The sequence below is a fragment of the Burkholderia paludis genome (genome assembly GCF_000732615.1).
GTDB classification, from domain to species: domain Bacteria; phylum Pseudomonadota; class Gammaproteobacteria; order Burkholderiales; family Burkholderiaceae; genus Burkholderia; species Burkholderia paludis.
Map to the genome: position 1 here is coordinate 111,715 of NZ_JPGL01000006.1, position 20,064 is coordinate 131,778.

19 protein-coding genes are annotated in these 20,064 nt (G+C 68.9%); 8 read left to right on the forward strand and 11 right to left on the reverse strand.

The genetic code is table 11. The annotated features are described in order from the left end of the window. Window positions 1-6 precede the first annotated feature (6 nt). Window positions 7-1,323, forward strand: a complete 1,317-nt coding sequence (locus GQ56_RS0103210) for a hypothetical protein (RefSeq protein ID WP_152601618.1) — start codon at window positions 7-9, stop codon at window positions 1,321-1,323. Between the two features lie 117 nt (window positions 1,324-1,440). Here the strand turns inward: GQ56_RS0103210 and GQ56_RS0103215 are convergent, their stop codons facing one another. From GQ56_RS0103215 to GQ56_RS0103225, 3 genes are all read right to left on the reverse strand, one after another. Continuing rightward, window positions 1,441-3,087: an EAL domain-containing protein gene (locus GQ56_RS0103215; protein WP_031397270.1), complete on the reverse strand. Its 1,647-nt coding sequence runs from the start codon at window positions 3,085-3,087 to the stop codon at window positions 1,441-1,443. 382 nt (window positions 3,088-3,469) lie between these two features. Beyond that, window positions 3,470-3,775 carry a hypothetical protein gene (locus GQ56_RS0103220; RefSeq protein ID WP_031397271.1) on the reverse strand — a complete coding sequence of 102 codons (306 nt, stop codon included), beginning with the start codon at window positions 3,773-3,775 and terminating at the stop codon, window positions 3,470-3,472. Between the two features lie 74 nt (window positions 3,776-3,849). Next, window positions 3,850-4,911 carry an AraC family transcriptional regulator gene (locus tag GQ56_RS0103225; protein WP_235212612.1) on the reverse strand — a complete coding sequence of 354 codons (1,062 nt, stop codon included), beginning with the start codon at window positions 4,909-4,911 and terminating at the stop codon, window positions 3,850-3,852. Window positions 4,912-5,005: 94 nt separating this feature from the next. Between GQ56_RS0103225 and GQ56_RS0103230 the strand changes: the two genes are divergently transcribed. The 3 genes from GQ56_RS0103230 to GQ56_RS0103240 all read left to right on the forward strand — a co-directional run bounded on the left by GQ56_RS0103230 (window position 5,006) and on the right by GQ56_RS0103240 (window position 6,772). Further along, entirely contained in the window at window positions 5,006-5,971 is a 966-nt protein-coding gene (locus GQ56_RS0103230; RefSeq protein WP_235212613.1) for a sterol desaturase family protein, read from the forward strand. 203 nt (window positions 5,972-6,174) lie between these two features. Further along, window positions 6,175-6,441: a hypothetical protein gene (locus GQ56_RS0103235; protein WP_152601619.1), complete on the forward strand. Its 267-nt coding sequence runs from the start codon at window positions 6,175-6,177 to the stop codon at window positions 6,439-6,441. An 88-nt stretch (window positions 6,442-6,529) separates the two neighbouring features. Further along, window positions 6,530-6,772 carry an energy transducer TonB family protein gene (locus tag GQ56_RS0103240; protein WP_031397275.1) on the forward strand — a complete coding sequence of 81 codons (243 nt, stop codon included), beginning with the start codon at window positions 6,530-6,532 and terminating at the stop codon, window positions 6,770-6,772. A 22-nt stretch (window positions 6,773-6,794) separates the two neighbouring features. On the opposite strand, the gene GQ56_RS0103245 is transcribed toward GQ56_RS0103240, so the two are convergent. The 3 genes from GQ56_RS0103245 to GQ56_RS0103255 form a co-directional block, all read right to left on the reverse strand. Beyond that, entirely contained in the window at window positions 6,795-8,420 is a 1,626-nt protein-coding gene (locus GQ56_RS0103245; protein ID WP_031397276.1) for a histidine-type phosphatase, read from the reverse strand. Window positions 8,421-8,599: 179 nt separating this feature from the next. Next, window positions 8,600-9,034 (reverse strand): HAD family hydrolase, encoded by a 435-nt coding sequence (locus tag GQ56_RS0103250; protein WP_031397277.1) that lies wholly within the window; start codon window positions 9,032-9,034, stop codon window positions 8,600-8,602. 326 nt (window positions 9,035-9,360) lie between these two features. Then, a complete protein-coding gene (locus GQ56_RS0103255; RefSeq protein WP_031397278.1) occupies window positions 9,361-10,719 on the reverse strand; it encodes an NAD(P)/FAD-dependent oxidoreductase in 1,359 nt (452 codons plus the stop codon). Between the two features lie 99 nt (window positions 10,720-10,818). Between GQ56_RS0103255 and GQ56_RS0103260 the strand changes: the two genes are divergently transcribed. Beyond that, complete coding sequence (locus GQ56_RS0103260) at window positions 10,819-11,772, forward strand: LysR family transcriptional regulator (protein WP_031397279.1); 954 nt, start codon at window positions 10,819-10,821, stop codon at window positions 11,770-11,772. 393 nt (window positions 11,773-12,165) lie between these two features. On the opposite strand, the gene GQ56_RS0103265 is transcribed toward GQ56_RS0103260, so the two are convergent. Beyond that, entirely contained in the window at window positions 12,166-12,363 is a 198-nt protein-coding gene (locus tag GQ56_RS0103265; protein WP_031397280.1) for a hypothetical protein, read from the reverse strand. Window positions 12,364-12,555: 192 nt separating this feature from the next. Here GQ56_RS0103265 and GQ56_RS0103270 point away from each other — a divergent pair, with 192 nt between their 5' ends. Together GQ56_RS0103270 and GQ56_RS0103275 are read left to right on the forward strand one after the other, a co-directional pair. Then, complete coding sequence (locus tag GQ56_RS0103270; RefSeq protein WP_031397281.1) at window positions 12,556-13,479, forward strand: AraC family transcriptional regulator; 924 nt, start codon at window positions 12,556-12,558, stop codon at window positions 13,477-13,479. 125 nt (window positions 13,480-13,604) lie between these two features. Beyond that, window positions 13,605-14,492 carry an NmrA family NAD(P)-binding protein gene (locus tag GQ56_RS0103275; protein WP_031397282.1) on the forward strand — a complete coding sequence of 296 codons (888 nt, stop codon included), beginning with the start codon at window positions 13,605-13,607 and terminating at the stop codon, window positions 14,490-14,492. Between the two features lie 25 nt (window positions 14,493-14,517). Here GQ56_RS0103275 and GQ56_RS0103280 read toward each other — a convergent pair whose 3' ends face one another. Together GQ56_RS0103280 and GQ56_RS0103285 are read right to left on the reverse strand one after the other, a co-directional pair. Further along, window positions 14,518-15,720, reverse strand: a complete 1,203-nt coding sequence (locus GQ56_RS0103280) for a benzoate/H(+) symporter BenE family transporter (protein ID WP_031397283.1) — start codon at window positions 15,718-15,720, stop codon at window positions 14,518-14,520. A gap of 237 nt (window positions 15,721-15,957) precedes the next feature. Continuing rightward, window positions 15,958-16,983: a fatty acid desaturase gene (locus GQ56_RS0103285; protein ID WP_031397284.1), complete on the reverse strand. Its 1,026-nt coding sequence runs from the start codon at window positions 16,981-16,983 to the stop codon at window positions 15,958-15,960. A 300-nt stretch (window positions 16,984-17,283) separates the two neighbouring features. On the opposite strand from GQ56_RS0103285, the gene GQ56_RS0103290 reads away from it, so the two are divergent. Then, window positions 17,284-18,108 carry a phosphate/phosphite/phosphonate ABC transporter substrate-binding protein gene (locus tag GQ56_RS0103290; RefSeq protein ID WP_031397285.1) on the forward strand — a complete coding sequence of 275 codons (825 nt, stop codon included), beginning with the start codon at window positions 17,284-17,286 and terminating at the stop codon, window positions 18,106-18,108. 112 nt (window positions 18,109-18,220) lie between these two features. Here GQ56_RS0103290 and dbpA read toward each other — a convergent pair whose 3' ends face one another. Together dbpA and GQ56_RS0103300 are read right to left on the reverse strand one after the other, a co-directional pair. Further along, window positions 18,221-19,618: an ATP-dependent RNA helicase DbpA gene (gene dbpA, locus GQ56_RS0103295; protein WP_031397286.1), complete on the reverse strand. Its 1,398-nt coding sequence runs from the start codon at window positions 19,616-19,618 to the stop codon at window positions 18,221-18,223. A gap of 1 nt (window position 19,619) precedes the next feature. Beyond that, on the reverse strand, window positions 19,620-19,817 hold the full coding sequence (locus GQ56_RS0103300) for a hypothetical protein (RefSeq protein WP_031397287.1): 198 nt from the start codon (window positions 19,815-19,817) through the stop codon (window positions 19,620-19,622). Window positions 19,818-20,064 lie beyond the last annotated feature (247 nt).

The window sequence follows — 20,064 nt, forward strand, 5'->3', positions numbered from 1 at the left end:
GAATGAATGGCCCGTCGCGCGTTGCAACGATTTGAATTCCGCCCGATTGACGTAACGGAATCGTCATTCGTAGAATCGCCGATCGAGAACAACACGACACTGAGAGAAAAGCACGATGGATGCGTATCGCATGACCGGGGTGACGACGGCAGGGCCCGCGCGGTTTCCCGGGTGCGATGCTCCGCCTGGCAACCCTGTTCCAATTCCCCGCCGGACGTTCGCGTAGTCTCGCATCGATCGCGCCGGCGCGGCAACGCCGCGAGCACGTCGCGCGAGCGCGCGTCCCGATGCGGCGCGATCGGCGCATTCGGCGCCATGCCCGGCCGCCGCTCCCCGGCGCGGGACGGCGCGATCGGCCGATTTGCCCGGAACCCGGACGCCACACCGTCGGCTTGCGACCTCATCGACCCCGGAATCCACATGAATTCACCTGCCCGGCCCATTTCGTTACCCGGTATCGCCGCGCTCATCGCGGCCGTCTTCACCACGGCACCGTTTCTGTACGGCCTGTACGTGCGGTCGACGATGTCGCCGCTGCCCGTCAACGTGCTGGCGATGCAACTGTCCGGCTTCTTCGGGAGCCTGGTGTTTCGAACCGGCCTCGTGTACCTGATCGTCCGATGGCACGGCGAGCGTCGGGATCGGCTGGCGTTCCGCCGCCCTGCATGGCCGCTGGCGGCTTTCGCGTTGTGCCTGGCGATCGGGCAGGTCGCGCAGATGCTGATGTTCCAGACGGTCGTGCGATCGTTGCGCGGCGGCCCCTTCACCCTGACGCAGATCGTGACGCTCGCCGTTCCGCTGAGCGCCGCCCTTTTTGCGCTCGTGGCCTGGCTGGGATGGGCGTTCGTCGCGCACCTGTTCCGCAACGATGCGCTACCCACGGTGACGCGCGGCAATGCGCGGCCGCGCATTGCCGGCGTCGCCGCCTGGCTGTTTGCCAGCGTCATGCTGATCCTGGTGACCCAGGCGGTGCCGGTGCTGCTCGACTCCTTCGACGGCAATCCCGGGCTCGCCGCGTTGAACTACGCCGTAACGGTGGCCGTTCCCGTCGCGGTGGCTTTCGCGGGTGCGCTGTTCGGCCTGCCTCGCGGTCTCGAGCGGCTGCATGTCTGGCGTCTGCTGGGGGCGTCGCTCGCGGCGATGGCAACGGTGCTGCTGCTGGCTTACGAGATGCTGAGCCTGCTGGGCAGCGTGTTCGGGATCGTCAACCTGGTCACCGGGACGTTGCCGTGGATGGTTCCCGTCGGAATCGCCGTGGCTTACTGGTTGTGGTTCCGTGTGTTTTACGGCGTTGCGCGCCGGGAAACCGCCGGGACGGCCTGACGCGCGCCGTCGCGCGGAAAGCCGCGGGCGCGGAGACGGCGCCGTGTCGCATGAACGGGGCGGCGGCCCCCGCGGTGTCGGCGCGTTACGCGCCGGCCGCAGGCGCCGGTGCCGCCCCTACACCGCCCCCTGCAAGAACTCGCGCTTCAGATGTTCGGGGCGCTGCGGCCGCTGGTACAGGTAGCCCTGCGCATACGGAATCCCGACCGCGTGCAGCGCGTGATGCTGCGCTTCGGTCTCGACACCTTCCGCGATGATCGACAGGTCGTAGTGATGCGCGACGGCGGCGATCCCCTCGATCAGCCCCGCGCTGCCGCCGTTCAGTTGCGACACGAACTGGCGATCGATCTTCACGTAGTCGAACGGAAAGCGCGACAGCGTGTCGAGATTGCTGTGATGCGTGCCGAAATCGTCGATCGCGAACTTCGCGCCTTTCGCCCTCAGCGCATGAAAGACCTCGGTGGTCCGCGCGTTCTTCTCCAGCAGGATGCGCTCGGTGACTTCGAGCACCAGCGTGAAGCCCGGCGGCAGCGCGCGGATCGCCTCCTCGACGACCGACACGAACCGCATGCGCTCGAGATCCTTCGGCGCGATGTTCACCGCGATGCGCAACGGCGCGGACGGCGTCAGCGCGGCCAGCTCCGCGACGGCCGTGCGCAGCACGAATTCGGTGACCTTCGGCAGCACCGCGCTCGATTCCACCTGCGGGATGAACACGGCGGGGCTGACGGCCCCCCACTTCGGATGCTGCCAGCGCAGCAGCGCCTCGACGCCGACGATCCTGCGCGTCCCGACGTCGACGATCGGCTGGTACACGACATGGAGTTCGTCGCGCCTGAGCGCGTTGCGGACGGCCTTCAGCAGCAGCCGGCGCGGCGCGATCGCCAGCAGGTACGCGGCCATCACGAGGGCGTCCGCCAGCAGCACGATCGTCATGCCGACCAGCCGGTCGTGGCTCCGGACCTGCGACGCATAGTGCGGCGACGCGGCGACCGACACCGTGAACGGCCAGCGGGACGACGCGAGCGCGGTGCCGCCGGCCGGGCCCGCGGCCGACTCGGGCGTGAACTTCCCGTACTGGTCGAGGCGCCCCGAACCCGCGATCGACAGCGTCGCGGTCTCCGTACCGGAGCGGGCGCCGTGCGCGAGCGCGTCGGTCACATAGTCGCCCTCGATCAGGTAGAGCACGCCCGCGCCGGGCGCGGTGGCGTAGAACACGGGCAGCACCGGGATGTCGTGCTGGAACGGCGTCTGGCGCAGCAGCGTGACGCGCGTCGAGCCGGGCTCCGGTTCGCGCGTGTACGCGTCGAGCGGCACGTCGATCGCGCCGAGCGCCGACGAGCACATGACGCGGCCATCGTGCACGAGCGCCACCGCGCGCAGGTAGCGCAGGCGCGTGCCTATCTCGGCGAGCGTCCGGAATACCTCCGCGCAGGGCCGCCCGACGAGCGCGGTCAGCTCGTCCGTATGCTGCAGGCGCGCGCCGTCCAGGATGCGGTCCACCGACATGACGATGTCGTTCGCGACCATGCGTTCGTGCCGGGTGACGGTATTGCGCGCATAGCTGTCGGAAAGGGCGATTGCGACCGCCGGCAGGAGCACGCAAACGATTACGGCGACGAAAAAGGCGACTCGCGGCCACACGCCGCTATGCTGGAAAACTGGCTTCGAGCCTGGCGTGAACGCCGACATTCCCGCGGTCGCTTTCGGTGTTGTGTGTTTGGAGGGGCGCGTCGAACCGGTCGATGCACGCGCGGCACGCATGCGTCATGCCGGGAGCGGGCGACGCGGTGTGCGCGCCGGCGGGGCGACGCCAACGATTCTACGGTCGCGACGGAAATCTGCGGCCACTCCGTCGCAATCGGCCGTTCATTTCGGAGGCCAGCCTCTAGAAACATGTGCTTGTGGCACACGAATATTGGCGTAGCACACCGAAAAAATCCCCGGCCGCACGGTTGCGCGACCGGGATGAAAGACACCGTCTCTTGGCACGAGGATGGTGCGCCGCAAGTATAAGATGCGACGCAAGATTACGAAATATTCTTATTCAACAATTGGTGTAATTTTGTGATCGCGCCTCGACAAGAAACATTCTTGCGAGTCGCTGTCATCGACGCGCGGGCCGGCCGGCTGCCCGGCTCGCGGTTCAGAAATCGTTGCGCATCTTGCGGAGCAGGTCGCCGGCCGGTTGACGCGTGTCCACCGCGGTGAGGACGTCGGTCAGGAACCACGGCAGGTTCAGCTGCGTATCGGAATCGCCGACGCACACGCGGATCGGCGGCGCCTTCGACGGCGCACGGGCGTCGGGCCCGGCGTCGCGCGACGGCACGCAATTCTTCGCGCCGGCCTGAACCGGCGCGGGCGCGGCGGCGCCGGCGTTCGCACCGGCGGCGGCCGGCAGGCTGAAGGCGGCAAGCAGGGTCAGGGCAGCGGCGGTGGCGAGGCGTTTCATGGGATTCTCCGGCGATGCCCGTTCGACCGCGCGCGCGGACGCAAGTTCGTCGCCGGCGCGGCGGCGTGCCGCGTTCAGTCGCGCGCGACGCGCGCTGCCCGGGCCGGTTGCCGGCTGCGCCACTGCTGCGGCGATTCGCCGGTCCAGCGCCGGAACGCCCGCGTAAAGGCGCTGTGTTCCGAATAGCCGAGCAGCCAGGCGACTTCCGCGAGCGTCAGGCGCGGATCGTTCAGGTGATCGATCGCGAGCCGTCGCCGCGTGTCCTCGCGCAGGGTCCGGAAGTTGAGCCCGAGTTCGGCCAGCCGCCGATGCAGCGTGCGCGACGACACATGCAGATCCGCCGCGATCGGTTCGATGCTTGCGTCACCCTGCGTGAGCAGGCGCGCGACGGCTTCGCGCACCGACTGCTCGAGATCGTCCGTCTGCCGCAGTTCGGCGAGCAGCGCGCCCGCCTGGCGTTCCATCATGCGCAGCAGCGCGTCGTCCGGCTGTTGCAGCGGCTGCGCGAGCAACTGCAACGGGAACGCGAGCCGGTTCACCGGCTGGCCGAACCGGACCGGGCAGCCGAAATAATCGACATAGGGCCGTTCGTCGCCGGGCGGCGGGTGCACGAAGCAGACCTCGTCGGGCCCGTGACGCGTGCCGGTGATGTTGCGCGCGAACTGGACGATCGCCGTGAGCGCGACCTCGTCGACGAGCGGGCCGAGCGGTTCGGGCGCATCGTGCCATTCGATCGTCACCGACGTCGCCTCGACCCGCACTTCCATGCGCGCGACGTTCGCGATCAGGTGCTCGTATTGCTGCCAGCGCGCGAGCGCCGCGCCGGCGTCGCGGCACGCATGCAGCGCATAACCGAGCGCGCCGAGATGCGCGGGCGTGATCCGCTGGCCCACGTGCAGGCCGAGCAGCGGATCGTCGAGCGCGCGCACCGCGCGTTCGAGCAGGCGCCGCCAGTGCGCGCTCGCATACAGCGTCAGCCCGCGATCGTCCTCGGGCGGCCGGGCCTCGCCGAGCACGCGCGCCGCATCCTTGCCCTGCTCGGACAGATAGTCGAACAGCAGCCGCACGTAGGTGCTCGAGTAGTAAACGCGCTGGGTCGAGAGCGGGGAGGCGGCGGGCATGGCGGAAAGTGTCAAGTAATCGTCTGCAAGTGTCAACGCGAGCCGACCCGCGCGCGACCATACTGCCCGTCCGTGCTTGAGCGAGGCCGCGAACATGCCGACCGGGTTGATGACATGGCTCCATGCGTTCCTGGGTAACGACGTGGACTGGAAGCAGGTCCTGCTGATCGGCATGACGCCGGTCTTCCTGATCGCGTTCGCGGTCGAATACGCGGTGATGACCCGGCGCGGCCGCCGCGCGCCGTTTCGCTGGAAGGAGATCGTCGCGAACCTGTCGCTCGGCGCCGGCTACCAGGTGGCGGAGACCGTGATGGGGCTCCTGTTCACGGGCGCGATCTTCGCGTGGGTCTACCGGCACCGGCTGTTCGACGTGCCGGTGAATGCCGTCACGATCGTGCCGATCTTCGTCGTCGTGGAGTTCTGCTACTACTGGTTCCATCGCACGTCGCACCGCGTGCGCTGGTTCTGGGCCGCGCACGTGCCGCACCACAGCGGCGAAGTGATGAACTTCACGACGGCGATGCGGCAATCGCTGCTGAACGCGTTCGTCGGCGTGTTCGTGTTCTACCTGCCGCCGGTCTGGCTCGGCATTCCGCCCGCCGTCGTGCTGTTCCTGCTCGCGGTCGATCTCGCGTACCAGTACTTCGTGCATACCGAGTCGATCGGGCGGCTGCCGCGCTGGTTCGAATACGTGTTCGATACGCCGTCGAACCATCGCGCGCATCACGGACGCAATCCGCGCTACATCGACCGGAATTACGGCGGTGTGCTGATCATCTTCGATCGCATGTTCGGTACGTATGTCGAGGAAACCGAGCCGGTCGACTACGGCATTACGCAGCAGATCCGTTCGTACAATGTCCTGGTGCTGAACCTGCACGAGTTCGTCGACATGTGGCGCGACGTGCTGGCGCCGGGGCCGGTCCTGCAGCGGCTGAAACATCTGTGGATGCCGCCGGAGTGGGAGCGGCCGGGCCATCGGCCGATCCATACATGGAGCGTCGAGCGCAAGGACGACGCGAACGGCGATGAGGTGCGGGCCGGCGTGACGACCGAAACGTCAAGAATGGTTTGAACCGCCGGCCGGACGCTTGCGACCGGCGATGCGCTCCTTTATCGTGCCGCCACGACGCCGACACAGGGCGTCAAGCCAGATCGCAAGGAGCATCCGTCATTACCGCATCGAATCGTCGCACGCCCGTGCGTGCATTTCTCGTGGCCTCGTTCGCCTGTCTCAATCTTGCCCATTCCGCGTCGGCGGCCTATACGGAGGCGTGGATGAGCGACAGCGACGTGAAGGAGTACGCACGGCAGGTCAGACATCCGGCCGCGGCGGCCGGCAGTTCGTCGGTCGCGAAGCAGGCTCGGCCCGTTGCCGCGCGCGCGGCCAGCCAGGGCGCCGCCCGTGCCGGTGCGAAGCCTGCCGTGCAAGCGCAGCCGGCCGTGGACCGGAGCCGGGGCCGGCCGCTTCATGACGCACGGCGCGCCGATCCGAAGCGGAAGGCCGTGGCGGGCACGGCCAGCCGTGCGGCCTCGAAGCAATGACGTGTCGAAGCGACGCCGGGCGTGGCATTGCCGCCGCGCTCGGCGATAATCGCTGCATTAGACGGATACGGAGCCTGTCGTGTCGCTGATGGATCGCCTGTTGTCACGTGGAGTGCCGAACGCCTCGTCGCGGCGGCAAGTGGTCGTGCGCGTATGGCTCGACGAGCAGGGACGCGTGCGCGACCTCAAGGTCCGGCGCAGTTGCGGCGACGCCGCGCTCGACGAGAAGGCGCTGCACGCGATTGCCGTGATGCGCTTCCCCGCCGGTCATCTCGGCTCCGGGGGGAAATCCGCGAAGCGCTGGCACGATTTCAACTATCCGGTGGACTGACGGCGCGCCGCGCCGCCGCCGGTCACTTGTACCCGTAACACTGCTTCAATCCCGCGTAGTCGTAGAAGTGGCTGCCGGGCGCGAGCTTCGCGCCGTCGCACGCGGCCTGGAAATCCGTCTCGCGCTCGTTGTACAGCATCTTCACGATGAGCCGCGACCCGTTGCGGTATACGTCCCACTGCATGTTCGCGGCCATCGGCGACACCTGGTCGCCGCGCCACGGGTTGTTTGCGTACGTGTACGTCTGCGCCTGCGGCGTCGGCACGAACACGTTCTTCAGGTTCATCGCCGACGCGAACGGAATCACGATTTCCGCGTGCGTGAAGCGCAGCTTCGCGGCGCGCGTCAGGTCGCCGCGGGCGATCGCGTCGACCTCGCCGAAGAAGTCGTCCTGCAGCACCTTCGCCATCCGGTACGTGACGGGGTTCGCTTCCTGGATGCCGGGCCCTTTCTGGTAGTAGTCCTCGGCATCCTGCAGATACGCGAGATATTGCGCCTGCTCCGCGCCGATGTACTTCTCCAGCGTGATGCCACCGGTTTCCGCCGTCATCGCGGGCGCGACCTGCAGCAGGTTGTACAGCACGTTCACCGCGTCGACGGCCGTCGCGATCTTCGTCTTGCCGTCACCCTTCAGCGTGTTGGTGAACTTGCCGTCCGCCGATGTGAACGCATAGGTGCCCGTGTTCGCGAACGTATAGCCGTCGGTGCCGAGCTTCGCGATGAACGCCGGCGACACGAGCGCGGCCAGCACCGTTTGCGCGACGTCGGCCGCCTGCGGCGCGGCCTTGATCGCCTTCAGCTTCGCGGCCACCGTCGCGTCGTTCGCGTAGGCCTGGTACGTCTGGCTCGCCTGGTAGGTCGCGTAGTACGGGTCGCTCGTATCGGTCACGAGATCGGTGGCCGGCTTCAGCGCATGGAAATACAGCAGGAAGCGGTTGGTGCCGGCCGGCTGCGCGGCAGGTGCGTTTGCCGGATAGCCGGCCGGCGCGGCCGGCAGCGTGATGGCCGTTGCCAGCGCCGGCTGCGCGGCGGCAAGGGCCGCGGAGAAATACGTCGAGCTGTCGACCGCGCGATCCTGCCCCGAGTTGACGACGACGACCTGCCGGTTGCCGGCCGCGAACAGCGCGGGCAGCCGTTGCGCGAGACGCGCGGCGAGCTGCTGGTGTTCGCGGATGCCGGCCTGCGTGAGGTTGCCGTAGCCGGGCGTCGAGATGCCCGGCACGCCGTAGCCGAGCAGCGCATTGGCCTTCATCATCGTGTACGTGTCGGCCTTGAGCTGCGCGCCGAGCGCGGTCAGCGCGCCGTCGGCCTCGGCCTTGACCAGCATCGCGTAGATCGCGCCGTCGTATTTGAAACCGGACAGCCCGCGCGAGCCGTGGCGCGCGACGAGTTCGGTATAGACGGGCGCATAGCCGGCGGGCGGCGCTTCGTACGTCGCGGCATCCTGCTGCGGACGGTACGGCGTCTTGGTCTGGTAGTAGGTCGCGGGCGTCGGGGTCGGCGTGGGTGTCGGCGTCGGCGTGGGGGCGGGTGTCGTGCCGCCGTTGTCGGCCGGCGTGGCGGGCGGCGTCGAGGTTTCTCCGCCGCAGGCGGCGAGCAACAGGCAGGCGAACGTGAGGGCGGCGGCGGTGAGGGTCGGGCGTGTCATCGTGGCAGGCATCGAACTGGGCGACGCGGTTTCGCGTCGTTCAGTTTCCGGGAGGGTTCGGTCAAGCCCGGAAGTGTCGCAAGCGACTTTGACAGCAGAATGTCAGAATCGAGTCGGCCAATCGTCGGATTGGCGTCGAGCCGAGGCTGGCCGGCCGCCGCCGGCCCGTGTGCCGGCGCTCAGTGCAGGCCGGACGAGGCGATCGAGCGTACCGTGTCGGTGATGTTCACGCAGCGCGACAGGCCGAAATGCTCGGCTTCGCGGCGCTCCCGCTCGCTGCTCGCGATCGCCACCGCGCGCTCGGGCGGCACGCCGAGCGCCTGCAGCGCGACGTCGAAAGGATGCTGATTCGTTCCGGATTCCTGATGATGTGCGTCCGTGACGACGACCGAGAAGCGATCGAGGTTCGCGCGGCCGAACTGGCCTTCGAACATGTCGCTGAGCCGCGCGGCCGGCAGCGTCGTGACGAGACCGAGCCGATATCCTTCTTCCGATGCGCGGTCGAGCCACTGGATGATCGCGTCGCGCTGGTGGCGTGCTTCGTTCGAATCCGGTGTTGCTTCGATCTGTGCGAATGCTGCGTCGAGACGGGTGACGATGGCTTCGATAACCACGGTGATTCCTTTTCAGAAACGTGATGATCCGTTCGCCGACGGGAATGCCACACACCTTAGCGTCGATCCGGAAAACGCGACCAATTAATATTTTTATCAGACTCATATGATCTGACTAATGAATCGGGCGGCGCGCCAGAGCGGGCGCGGGATGCGTGCCGCACGGCAGGGTCCGCGCGAAACGCGTCGTCGGGATGATCGTCGATGCGATGCACCGGTGTTGAGCGTGTTCCGGGCGCTTCGGGCATATGCATATAAAAAAACGGCATATCGGACGAGGGTCGCCCGATATGCCGTCTTGCGCTGCCGCGTGCGAACCGGCGTGCTCAGTGCAGCTTGATCGACGGCTGATTCCGGCTTTGCAGCCAGTGGCTCAGCGACTGGAACAGCGCGCGCTTCACGCCGACCACGCTGAACAGATGCTTGCGGTACAGGAACTTGTACAGGCCGATCGCGGCGAGCCCGTCGACGATCAGCGAGCGGGAATGCACGCCGAGGTCGGCCTGGTACACGGCGCCGGCCTGCCCGAGCGACACGACGGTGCCCGCGTCGCGGAACGTGAAGCCGGCCACCGGCTTGCCGGCGACGCGGCGCGCGAACGCGTTGACGAGGTACACGGCCTGCTGGTGCGCGACCTGCGCGCGCGGCGGCAGGAAGCCGTTCGCTTCGGCGCTCGGGCACGCAGCGCAGTCGCCGAACGCATACACGTGCGGATCGTCGGGCGTCTGCAGCGTATCGGTCACGATCACCTGGTTCGCGCGATTGAGCACGATGTCGCCGATCTCCCGCAGGATCGCGGGGCCGGCGACGCCGGCCGCCCAGATCGTGATGTCGCTCGCGAGCCGTTCGCCCGTCGCGGTCGTCACGGCGTCCGCGCCGACTTCCGCCACGCGGGTGTCGGTCAGCACGTCGACGTTCAGCGCGCGAAGCTGCGCGTGCATCTTGCCGGACAGCCGCGCGTCGAGCGCCGGCAGGATGCGCGGGCCGCCCTCGATCAGCCGGATATGCACGTCGCGCGCGGACACCAGCGCCTTGAAGCGGTACGTCGTCAGTTGCTGGATTGCATGGCGCAGCGCGGCGGCCAGCTCGACGCCCGTCGCGCCCGCGCCGATCACGTTGATGCAGATCGGCGCCGCGCGCCGTGCAGGTTGCTGCTCGGCCAGATGATTCGCCTTCGTGCAGGCCGCGAGGAACTTGCGGCGGAAATCCTCGGCCTGGTCGAGGTTCTCGAGCGGCAGCGCATGGCGCGCCGCGCCCGGCACGTTGAAGAAGTTCGTCACGCTGCCGACGGCGAGCACGAGATCGTCGTAGCCGAGTTCGCGTTGCGGCAGGATCTCCGTACCGTCCGCGTCCTGCACGGCCGCGATCGTCGCCGTGCGTGCCGCGCGGTCGACCCGCTGCAGCGCGCCTTGCACGAAACGGAAGCCGTGGCGCTTCGCTTGCGCCGCGAATTCGATCGTGTGGGATGCCGGGTCGCGGTGGCCCGATGCGGCTTCGTGCAGCAGCGGCTTCCAGAAGTGCGTCGGGTAGCGGTCGACGAGCACGACTTCGGCTTGCCCGCGGCGTCCGACCGTATCGCCGAGACGCGTGGCGAGATGCAGGCCGCCTGCGCCGCCGCCGACGATCACGATGCGCGGCAGGCGCGGTGCAGGGTCCGTTGCAAGGGTGGGCGTGGTGTGGTCCATGTTGGGCTCCCGCTGATGACGATTCGGATGACATTGCTCAAGAACCGACGATATAGTTTCGAACCCACTCGAACAATTTAATGTTTATAAGCGACTCATATGTATTCACTTATAGGAAAGACCGCGACGTTCCGACAGTTGAAGGCGCTGGACATGATTGCGCGGCTCGGCAGCGTGTCGCGGGCGGCCGAGGAACTGAACCTGACGCAGCCGGCCGTGTCGCTGCAGGTTCGCCTGCTCGAGGAGGCGGTGGGCGCCGCGCTGCTGCAGCGGGTGGGGCGCGGCGTGCAGCTGACCGCGGCGGGCGAGATCGTGTCGCGCTATGCGCGCGAGATCCTGCATCTGTGGAGCGAGGCCGGCGACGAAGTCGCGGCGCTGACCGGCGACCTCGGCGGCACGCTGCGGATCGGCGCGATCACGACGGCCGAATACCTGATTCCGCCGCTGCTGGTCAAATTCACCGCGACGCGTCCGCACGTGAAGACGTACTTCAAGGTCGGCAATCGCGACGACATCATCCGCATGCTTGCGACGCATGAAATCGATCTCGCGGTGATGGGCAGCGCGCCGAAGGAGCTGCGCACGCACGCGGTCGAGTTCGCGAAGCATCCGATGGTGTTCGTTGCGTCGCCGGGCCATCCGCTGATGCAGCGCAAGCGCCTCTCGCTGAAGGATCTCGAATCCGCGCACCTGCTCGTGCGCGAACGCGGCGCAGGCACGCGCTCGACCGTCGAGAGCCTGTTCAAGACGTCCGGCCACCGTTTCCACGTGGGCTCCGAACTGTCGAGCAACGAGGCCATCAAGCAGATGGCCGAAGCCGGGCTCGGCATCGCGTTCCTGTCGTTGCACGCGTGTGCACTCGAGTTGCGCACCGGCCTGCTCGGGCAACTGCCGTTCCCCGGCAACCCGATCGAACGCGAATGGTATGTGGTCACGCTCGCCGACCGGCGGATCTCGCAGGTGACGGGGTTGTTCCGCGATTTCCTGATCAGGCAGGGCGCGCCGGTGATCGACGGCGCGACCGTGGCATCGCACGAGCGGCGGCGCAAGTGAGCGGGTGCGACCTTGGCCGGATCGCCGGTCGGGCATTCGCTGCGACGGGCGTCGACGGTGCGTGACGCGTCGGCCGGCGAGCGGCCCGGGGTTGCCGGCCGGATCGTGGCGCGGAACGACGCGTTGCGGGTCGATGCGGCGGAGCCGTCCGGGCCTGGTGACGGGACCGTTGCCGATGGCCCGGCACGGGATACGGTGACGGGAGGGCGGCGATCGTTCGACAGGTGGTCTTGACGCGGGGCCGTTGCCGACGACGGTTGCCGGAAACAACCCCGGCACGACATTTCGCCTGTCGGCAACGAGGCGCGAGCGACAGGGCCGTCGCGTGGGTTGGACGGCCCGACAGGTATCGCCTCGCACGACAGGAATTGGCCGGGCGCGAGGCGATCGTGTTCAACCGAGCCCGAAGTCGTCGTTGCTGTCGGGAATCGATGCGAGCAGCCGTTCGAACCGATACCAGCCGACGATGCGCAGGCACCACGCGGCGACCGCGGCGCGGACACCGGGCGAACCGGAGCGGGAGGGCGTGCGGGCGGCGCCGGACGGCGAGGGCGCGATGAACGACGTGCGCAGCGGGCAATGGTGGGGCATGACGGGCTCCGTAGGTGTCGGATGGGGCGATCGTAAGCGGTGCGGCGCCCGTCGGCGCACACGCAAGGATGGTCCCGAGCAGGAACGGATGATCTTTTTCCGCGCGACGCCGGCGCGGCCGCACCGGCCCGGCACGCCGGCCGGAAACGCGTCACAATGCGCGTTCGAGCCACGAGCGGGTGGAGCCCAGCCATGAGCGATCCGATTCTCGCCGCGCCGCCGGACAACGGCGTGCCGGTCATCCTGCGCTCCAGTCGCGGACGCGGCTGGCATGGCTTCGGCGCGGCGCTGCTCGACATCCGCGCCGGCACCTACCGGATTCCGGCCGCCGAACACCACCGCATCGGCGTGCATATCGGCGGCCCCGTCCGGGCGGACTGCGTGTGCGACGGCGAGCGCGTGTCGCGCATCCAGGCGCATGGCGACGTCGACGTGATTCCGGCCGGCCTGCCCGGCCAGTGGACCGACAGCGCCGACTGCCGGATCCTCCACATCATGCTCGGCGACGCATTCGTGCGGCGCACTGTCGAGCACCTCGAACTGAAGCCGTCGCACGCGCAGATCCGCCGCCGGCTGCAGGTGCGCGACCCGCGCCTGCAGCACATCGCGTGGGCGATGGCCGCCGAACTCGAAGCGGAAGACGCGTCGGACCCGCTCTTTGCGGAAAGCCTGTGCACGGCGCTCGTCGCGCGGCTGGTCGACGGCCAGCCGGCGTTCCGCGAACGCCGGCGCGCGCTCGCGCCGAAGGCGGCGGCGCGCGTGATCGACTATGTCGAGGCGAATCTCGACCGGCGCATGACGCTCGCCGAACTCGCGGCGCTGGTGTCGATCAGCGTGCCGCATTTCAAGGTGCTGTTCCGCGAAACGCTCGGGATGCCGGTGCACCAGTACGTCGTGCGTCGCCGCGTCGAGCGCGCGAAGGCGTTGCTGCTCGAAGGCCGGCTGAGCATCAGCCAGGTCGCGCTGGAAGCGGGTTTTGCACACCAGAGCCACATGGCGAGCTGGCTGAACCGCGTGCTCGGCGTAACGCCCACGGAGATCGCGCGCTCGGGGGGGCGAAGCGGGTTGCGGCTCGCGTACGACGGCGACGACGACGGAAGGCCTGCACGCGGATAGCGTCCCGAAGGATGCGCCGGCCCCGCATCCCGTCATCCTTTCCTGCGCGATTCATCCCTTCGTGCGCGCCGCACCGGACGCGCCCCACGACAATGGCCGCACCTTCATTCCCCAGGGAGCGGATCGTGTTCGTGATCTTCGGAGCATCAGGCAACGTCGGCCTGTCGACCGTGACGGCCTTGCGCAGCGCAGGCCACCCCGTGCGCGCGGTATTGCACGACGTACGCCATCGTGAACGCTTCGCGCAGCTCGGCTGCGACGTCGCGATCGCGCCACTGACGGACGCGCATGCGATCGCCGCGGCGCTCGAGGGCGCGCAGGCCGTGCAGATACTGTGCCCGGTGCCCGCCGCCGATCCCGATCCGGCCGCGACGATGGCGCAAACGATCGACATCGCGACCGCCGCGCTTGCCGCGAACCCGCCGCCCGTGCTGCTCGCGCTGTCGGACTACGGCGCGGAGCTGGCCGGCAATACGGGCATCACGCGTCTGTTCCATCGCTTCGAGGAACGACTGAAGACGATCCCGACGCCGCTGACGCTGCTGCGATCGGCCGAGCATCTGCAGAACTGGGCGCGGGTGCTGCCGGTCGCGCTGGCCACCGGCGTGCTGCCGAGCTTTCACGATCCGGTCGACAAGGCGTTTCCGACGGTCTGGGCGCCCGATGTGGGTGTCGCGGCGGCGCGGTTGCTGCTCGATGCGCCCGAACGCGGCAACAGCCCGCGCGTGGTCAGTGTGGAGGGGCCGCGCCGGGTCAGCGTGACGGAGATCGCGGACGCGCTGGGCGCGGCGGCCGGCCGTCCGATCGTCGCGCGCGCGCTGCCGCGCGACACGTGGGATGCGACGCTGCTGCGCGCCGGCCTCGGCGAACGGCACGCGCGGTTGATCGTCGATCTGTACGACGTCCACAACGCCGGGCGGATCGACGTCGAGGCCGGCGTGTCTGAGCGGCTTTACGGCACGACGCCGCCGGCGGATGCGCTCGCGCAACTGGTGCGCCGGCACGCGCGGTAATGGCGGCCGCGACGCAGGCGGCGCGTTACGCGCGCCGCCGCACCTTGTTCAGTACCGCATACGAAAGCGACCCGATCACGATCCCCCAGAAGGCGGAGCCGAGCCCGAGCCACGTCATGCCCGATGCGGTCGCGAGGAACGTGATCACCGACGCCTCGCGATGGTTCTCGTCCTCGAAGATCCCGTGCACGTTCGCGCCGATCGCGCCGATCAGCGCGAGCCCCGCGAGGATCGCGACGAACGCTTTCGGCAACGCGAAGAACACCGTGACGATCGTGCCCGCGAAGAGCCCGCCGACCAGGTAGATCGCCCCGTTCGCGAGCCCGGCGACGTAGCGCCGCTCCGGATCCTCGTGCGCGTCCTTGCCGGTGCAGAGCGCGGCGGTGATCGCCGCGACGACGATCGTGATTCCGCCGAAACACGCGACGACGAGCGACATCACGCCGGTCGCCGCGATGATCGGGCGCGCGCTCGTGCGGTAGCCGGACACGCGCAGGATCGTCATCCCCGGCAGGAACTGGCCGGTGAGGCTGACGACGACGAGCGGCAGCGCGAGGCTGAGCGTCGTGCCGAGCGTCCATTCGGGGGCGATGAAGATCGGGTGCGCGATGCTCGGCGACACGTTGCCGAGATGGGTCATCCCGAGCAGCGTCGCGAGCGCGGCGCCCGTCAGCAGCACGAGCACGATGCTGTAGCGCGGCAGCAGGCGCCTGAAGATCACGTAGGCCGCGATCATCCCGAACGCGAGCGCGGGCTGCTCCGACGCCGCCGCGAACGCGTGCGTGCCGAACGGCAGCAGGATGCCGGCCATCATGCCGCACGCGATGCCGCGCGGAATGTGGTGCACAAGCCGGTCGAAATAGCCGGTCACGCCGATCAGCAGGATGATCAGCGCGGCCGTGATGTACGCGCCGACGGCCTGGTTGAGCGTCAGGTGCGGAAACAGGCCGACGAGCAGCGCGGTGCCGGGCGCCGACCACGCGGTGACGACCGGGATCTTCAGCTTCCAGCTCGCGAACAGGCCCGATACGCCTGCGCCGATCGAGATCGCCCACACCCACGACGACACCATCGCGTCGGACACGTGGGCCGCCTGCGCGGCCTGGAAGAGGATCGCGAGCGGGCCCGCGTAGGAAATCAGGACCGCGAGAAAGCCCGCGGTGATCGCGGAAACAGACCAGTCGTTGCCGATCGCGCGGGTCGCGCCGGGCGTGGAGTTCGGTTGCATCGTCGTGGGGGCGTGCGGCGCGCGGCCGGGGGCAGAGCCGGGGCGCATGATCGCTGGCAGCCCCGGACGAGCCGCCATTCTGGACATTGCGGGCCCGGTTGGCAATGCGCGGGCGCGTGCGCCTCTGTCGGCATTTCGTAAGGATTGCGACGTAGGAGGTCTATCGCCGGTCTTGCCGTCTGCCGCGCGTGTCGCCGAATCCGGCGGCTGCACGACGCACCGTGACGCCGTTCGAGGTCAGGTGCTGATCTGGAGCACCGTGTCGACCACGGCTACCTTCGCGCCGCTGCCCGCCGACAGCGACGCCGTGCCCGCGTCGAACGGATGCACGGGCGTATCGGTCGGCGTCCACGCATGGCGCGCGAGCAACTCGCGATACCCGCCGCGAATCACGAAGCCGCCGCATTTGCGCCCGTACGCGTCGCGCCGCATCCGGTATGCGCGCGGCAGGTCGTACCACGGCAGCTTCGGCAGGTCGTGATGGACGAGGTGGTAGTTGTTGTTCAGGTACAGCAGCCGCATCGCGAAGCCGGCTTCGTTGATCGTGATGCGCGCCTTCGGATGGCGCGCGGCGCGGTGCTCGTACAGCGAGCGGATCATCGCGATCGACAGCGCGGGCCACGTCACGGCCAGCAGGTAGTACCACCACGGCACGCCGATCGCCCGTTGCAGCCACGTGAGCAGCGCGGCCACGCACGCGACGTGCGCCGCCCACATCGGCAGATAGCGGAAGTCGCCATGCCGGAACGCGGCGAACGCGCCGGCGACCGTCGCGGCGACGCTCAGCGGCGGCCCGACGACTATGCGTCCGACGAACGTCTTGCGCGCGAGCGTCAGGGCACGGCGCCAGCGCGGCAGCCTGGCCCAGCGGTCGCGCGTGACATAGTTCGTTTCGGGGTCGACACCCGGCACGGTCAGGTCCTCGTCGCGGTGATGGTCGAGATGCGTGTCGCGATACAGCGTGTACGGATACCAGACCGTCAGCGGCGGATAGCCGAGCAGCTTGTTCACGAACGCGGAGCGCGTCGGATGGCCGTGCAGCAGCTCGTGCTGCAGCGACAGGTGCCACGCGCCGAGCAGGATCAGCGGCGGCGTCGCGGCGGCGAGCGACAGGCGCCCGTCGCGCACGAGCAGCAGCACGGCGAGCCAGCCGCCGTAGATCGCGGCGACCAGCAGCCAGGTCGGCCATTCGGTGCGGGCGGTGAAGCGGGCGTCGAGTGCGGCGATCGCACGCGCGTGGTCGACGTCGAAGTATTCGGCCATGGCGTTGAGGCAGGATTGAACGGGCAGTGCGGGGAACGGGCGGTTGAACCGTTACGCGCCCCGGGTGCGCAGGTGTCTCGCGGATCACGGTCGGCCTGCCTGGCGCGACGCACGCCGGCGACGCCCGGGCAGGCATCAGGACGGTACCGGGATCGCGCGGCACGGCCAACCAATCGATTGGCATTTGCTTATCGTCGCGCGGCCGATAAGCATCGGGCGCGTGGCGCCGCGTTCGCGCCCCCGTTTCGGCGCGATCGAACCGGGTTCCGCCGCGCCGCCGTCGATGCGTAGAATGCCCGCATGAGCCAATGGATCGCCGCCCTGCCGATGTACAACGTGACGCCGCGCCACGCCGCGCTGTGGCGCGCGCTGCTGCGCGACGCGCTTGCTGCGTTCGGGAAGGCGGGCGGGCCCGCCGGCGTCGCGCTTCCCGACGAACCGTTCGGCGACCTGCACGCGCTGTGGCGGCGCGGCGACCTGCTGCTGTCGCAGACCTGCGGCTACCCGTACCGGATGCTGGGCTTGCGCGATGACGTGCGACTGATCGCGACGCCGTGCTTCGATGCGGACGGTTGTCGCGGTGCGCTATACAGCAGCGTGCTGGTCGTCTCGGCGCGCGCGCATGCGGGCGGCGCGACGACGCTCGCCGCCTGCCGGGGGCTGCGGGCGGCCTTCAACGGCGACGATTCCCACAGCGGGATGAACGCGCTCCGGCATGCGGTCGCGCCGCATGCGCGCGACGGACGATTCTTCGGATCGGTTGCGGCGCTCGGCTCGCACCTGAACGTACTGCGAGCGCTGGCTTCGGGCGAAGCCGATTGCGCGGCGATCGACTGCGTGACGTTCGCGTACGTGCGTGACGGGCTGCCCGGGTTGTTGCAGGACATCCGGGTCGTCGGTCTGACCGCCGCCGCGCCGGGATTGCCGTTCATCGCATCGCGGGCGCTGGACGGCGCGCAGGTCGCCGCGTTGCGGGATGCGCTCGACCGGGCGGTCGCCGCCGATGCGGAGCGGGCGCGCGTGCTGCGGCTGAAGGGGTTCGAACGGCTGTCGCCGGCCGACTACGACACGATTGCGCGGTTTGCCCGGGAAGCGGCCGGATACGGCTATCCCGAACTGGCCTGAGCTCGGCGCCCGCGCCGGACGGCGCAGAAACGGCAGCGCGCCGGACGGCGCGCACCGCGCGACGGCGAGCGCCGTGCGATGCGTGACGTCGAGGGCGCGCCGCGCGCGGGCGTCACTCCTCGTCCATCAACCGGACCTTGACCCGCTTGCCCTTGATCTTCCCTGCATTGAGCTTGCGCAGCGCATCGTGCGCGACGCCGCGCTCGATCGCGACATAGGTCGAGAACTCGGTCACGTTGATCTTGCCGATCTGCTTGCCGTCGAACCCGGCGTCGCCGGTCAAGGCGCCGAGCACGTCGCCCGGGCGGATCTTGTCCTTGCGTCCGCCGAGGATCTGCAGCGTTTCCATCGGCGGCAGCAGCGTGTCGTTGCCCGCCGGCGTCAGTTCGGCGAGCGGATGCCATTCAACGTCGCGCTTCTGCGCCTGTTCGATCGCGCCGACCCGGCCCATCTCGTCCATGCTCGCGAGGCTCAGCGCCCAGCCGTCCTGATCCGCGCGGCCCGTGCGGCCGATGCGGTGCACGTGCACTTCGGGGTCGGGCGTCACGTCGACGTTGATCACCGCTTCGAGCTGCGCGATGTCGAGCCCGCGCGCGGCGACGTCGGTCGCCACCAGCACCGAGCAGCTGCGGTTCGCGAACTGGATCAGCACCTGGTCGCGCTCGCGCTGGTCGAGCTCGCCGTGCAGCGCGAGCGCGTGGAAGCCCTGCGCATGCAGCACGTCGAGCAGGTCGCGGCACTGCTGCTTCGTATTGCAGAACGCGATCGTGCTCACCGGCCGGTAGTGGTTCAGCAACTGGCCGACCGCGTGCAGCCGCTCGTTCTCGGTCACTTCGTAGAAGCGCTGGCGGATCTTGCTGTCGTCGTGACGCTCCTCGAGCTTCACTTCCTTCGGGTTGCGCAGGAACTGCTGGCTCAGCTTCGCGATGCCGTCCGGATAGGTCGCGGAGAACAGCAGCGTCTGGCGGGTCGTCGGGCACATCCGCGCGACTTTCGCGATGTCGTCGAAGAAGCCCATGTCGAGCATCCGGTCGGCTTCGTCGAGCACCAGCGTGTTCAGCGCGTCGAGCTTCAGGTTGCCGCGATCGAGGTGATCCATGATGCGGCCCGGCGTGCCGACGACGATGTGCGCGCCGTGCTCGAGGCTCTGCGCCTGCGGCCGCATCGGCGTGCCGCCGCACAGCGTCAGGACCTTCACGTTTTCCTCGGCGCGCGCGAGACGGCGCACTTCCTGCGCGACCTGGTCGGCGAGTTCGCGCGTCGGGCACAGGATCATCGCCTGCACGTCGAAGCTGCGCGTGTCGAGGCGCGCCAGCAGCGCGAGCGAGAACGCGGCGGTCTTGCCGCTGCCCGTCTTCGCCTGCGCGATCAGGTCCTGGCCGGCCAGCGCGATCGGCAGGCTCGCGGCCTGGATCGGCGTCATGTCGGCATAGCCGAGCTGCGCGAGGTTGGCGAGCGTGGCGGGTGTCAGCGGCAGTGCGCTGAAGGGCGTGGGCGTCGGTCGGCTCATGTCAGGACAGGTCTCCGAGGTAGGGGCGGCCTTCCATCTGCTCGTAGAGGACATTGCCTTCCTCGTCCTCGAAGCGCTCGAGATAGTTGCGCGCGCCGCACAGCGGGCAGCGGAACAGCAGTCCCTGGCCCTCGTCCTTGATGGCGACGTCGGACGTCTCCCACTGCGTGCCGCAGCTCTGGTTTCGGCAGGTAAACACGGTCTTTCTCCAGCTGAATTCGGTTGATGGCGCGCCCGGGCGGGCGCTGCAACGGCGGGCGGCGCCCGCGCGGCCCGGGCGCGGGCCACACCGGGCGTCGCCCGGGCTTGCGTCGATGCGGATGGCGGATCGGGCGACCACGGGGTCGCGCGTGCCGCAATTCTAGCGGAAGCGGGCGGCCGGCTGGCGGCCGCCGCCGGCGCGCATCAAGAAAAAACGGCCGCCCCGGGGGGCGGCCGTATCGTGC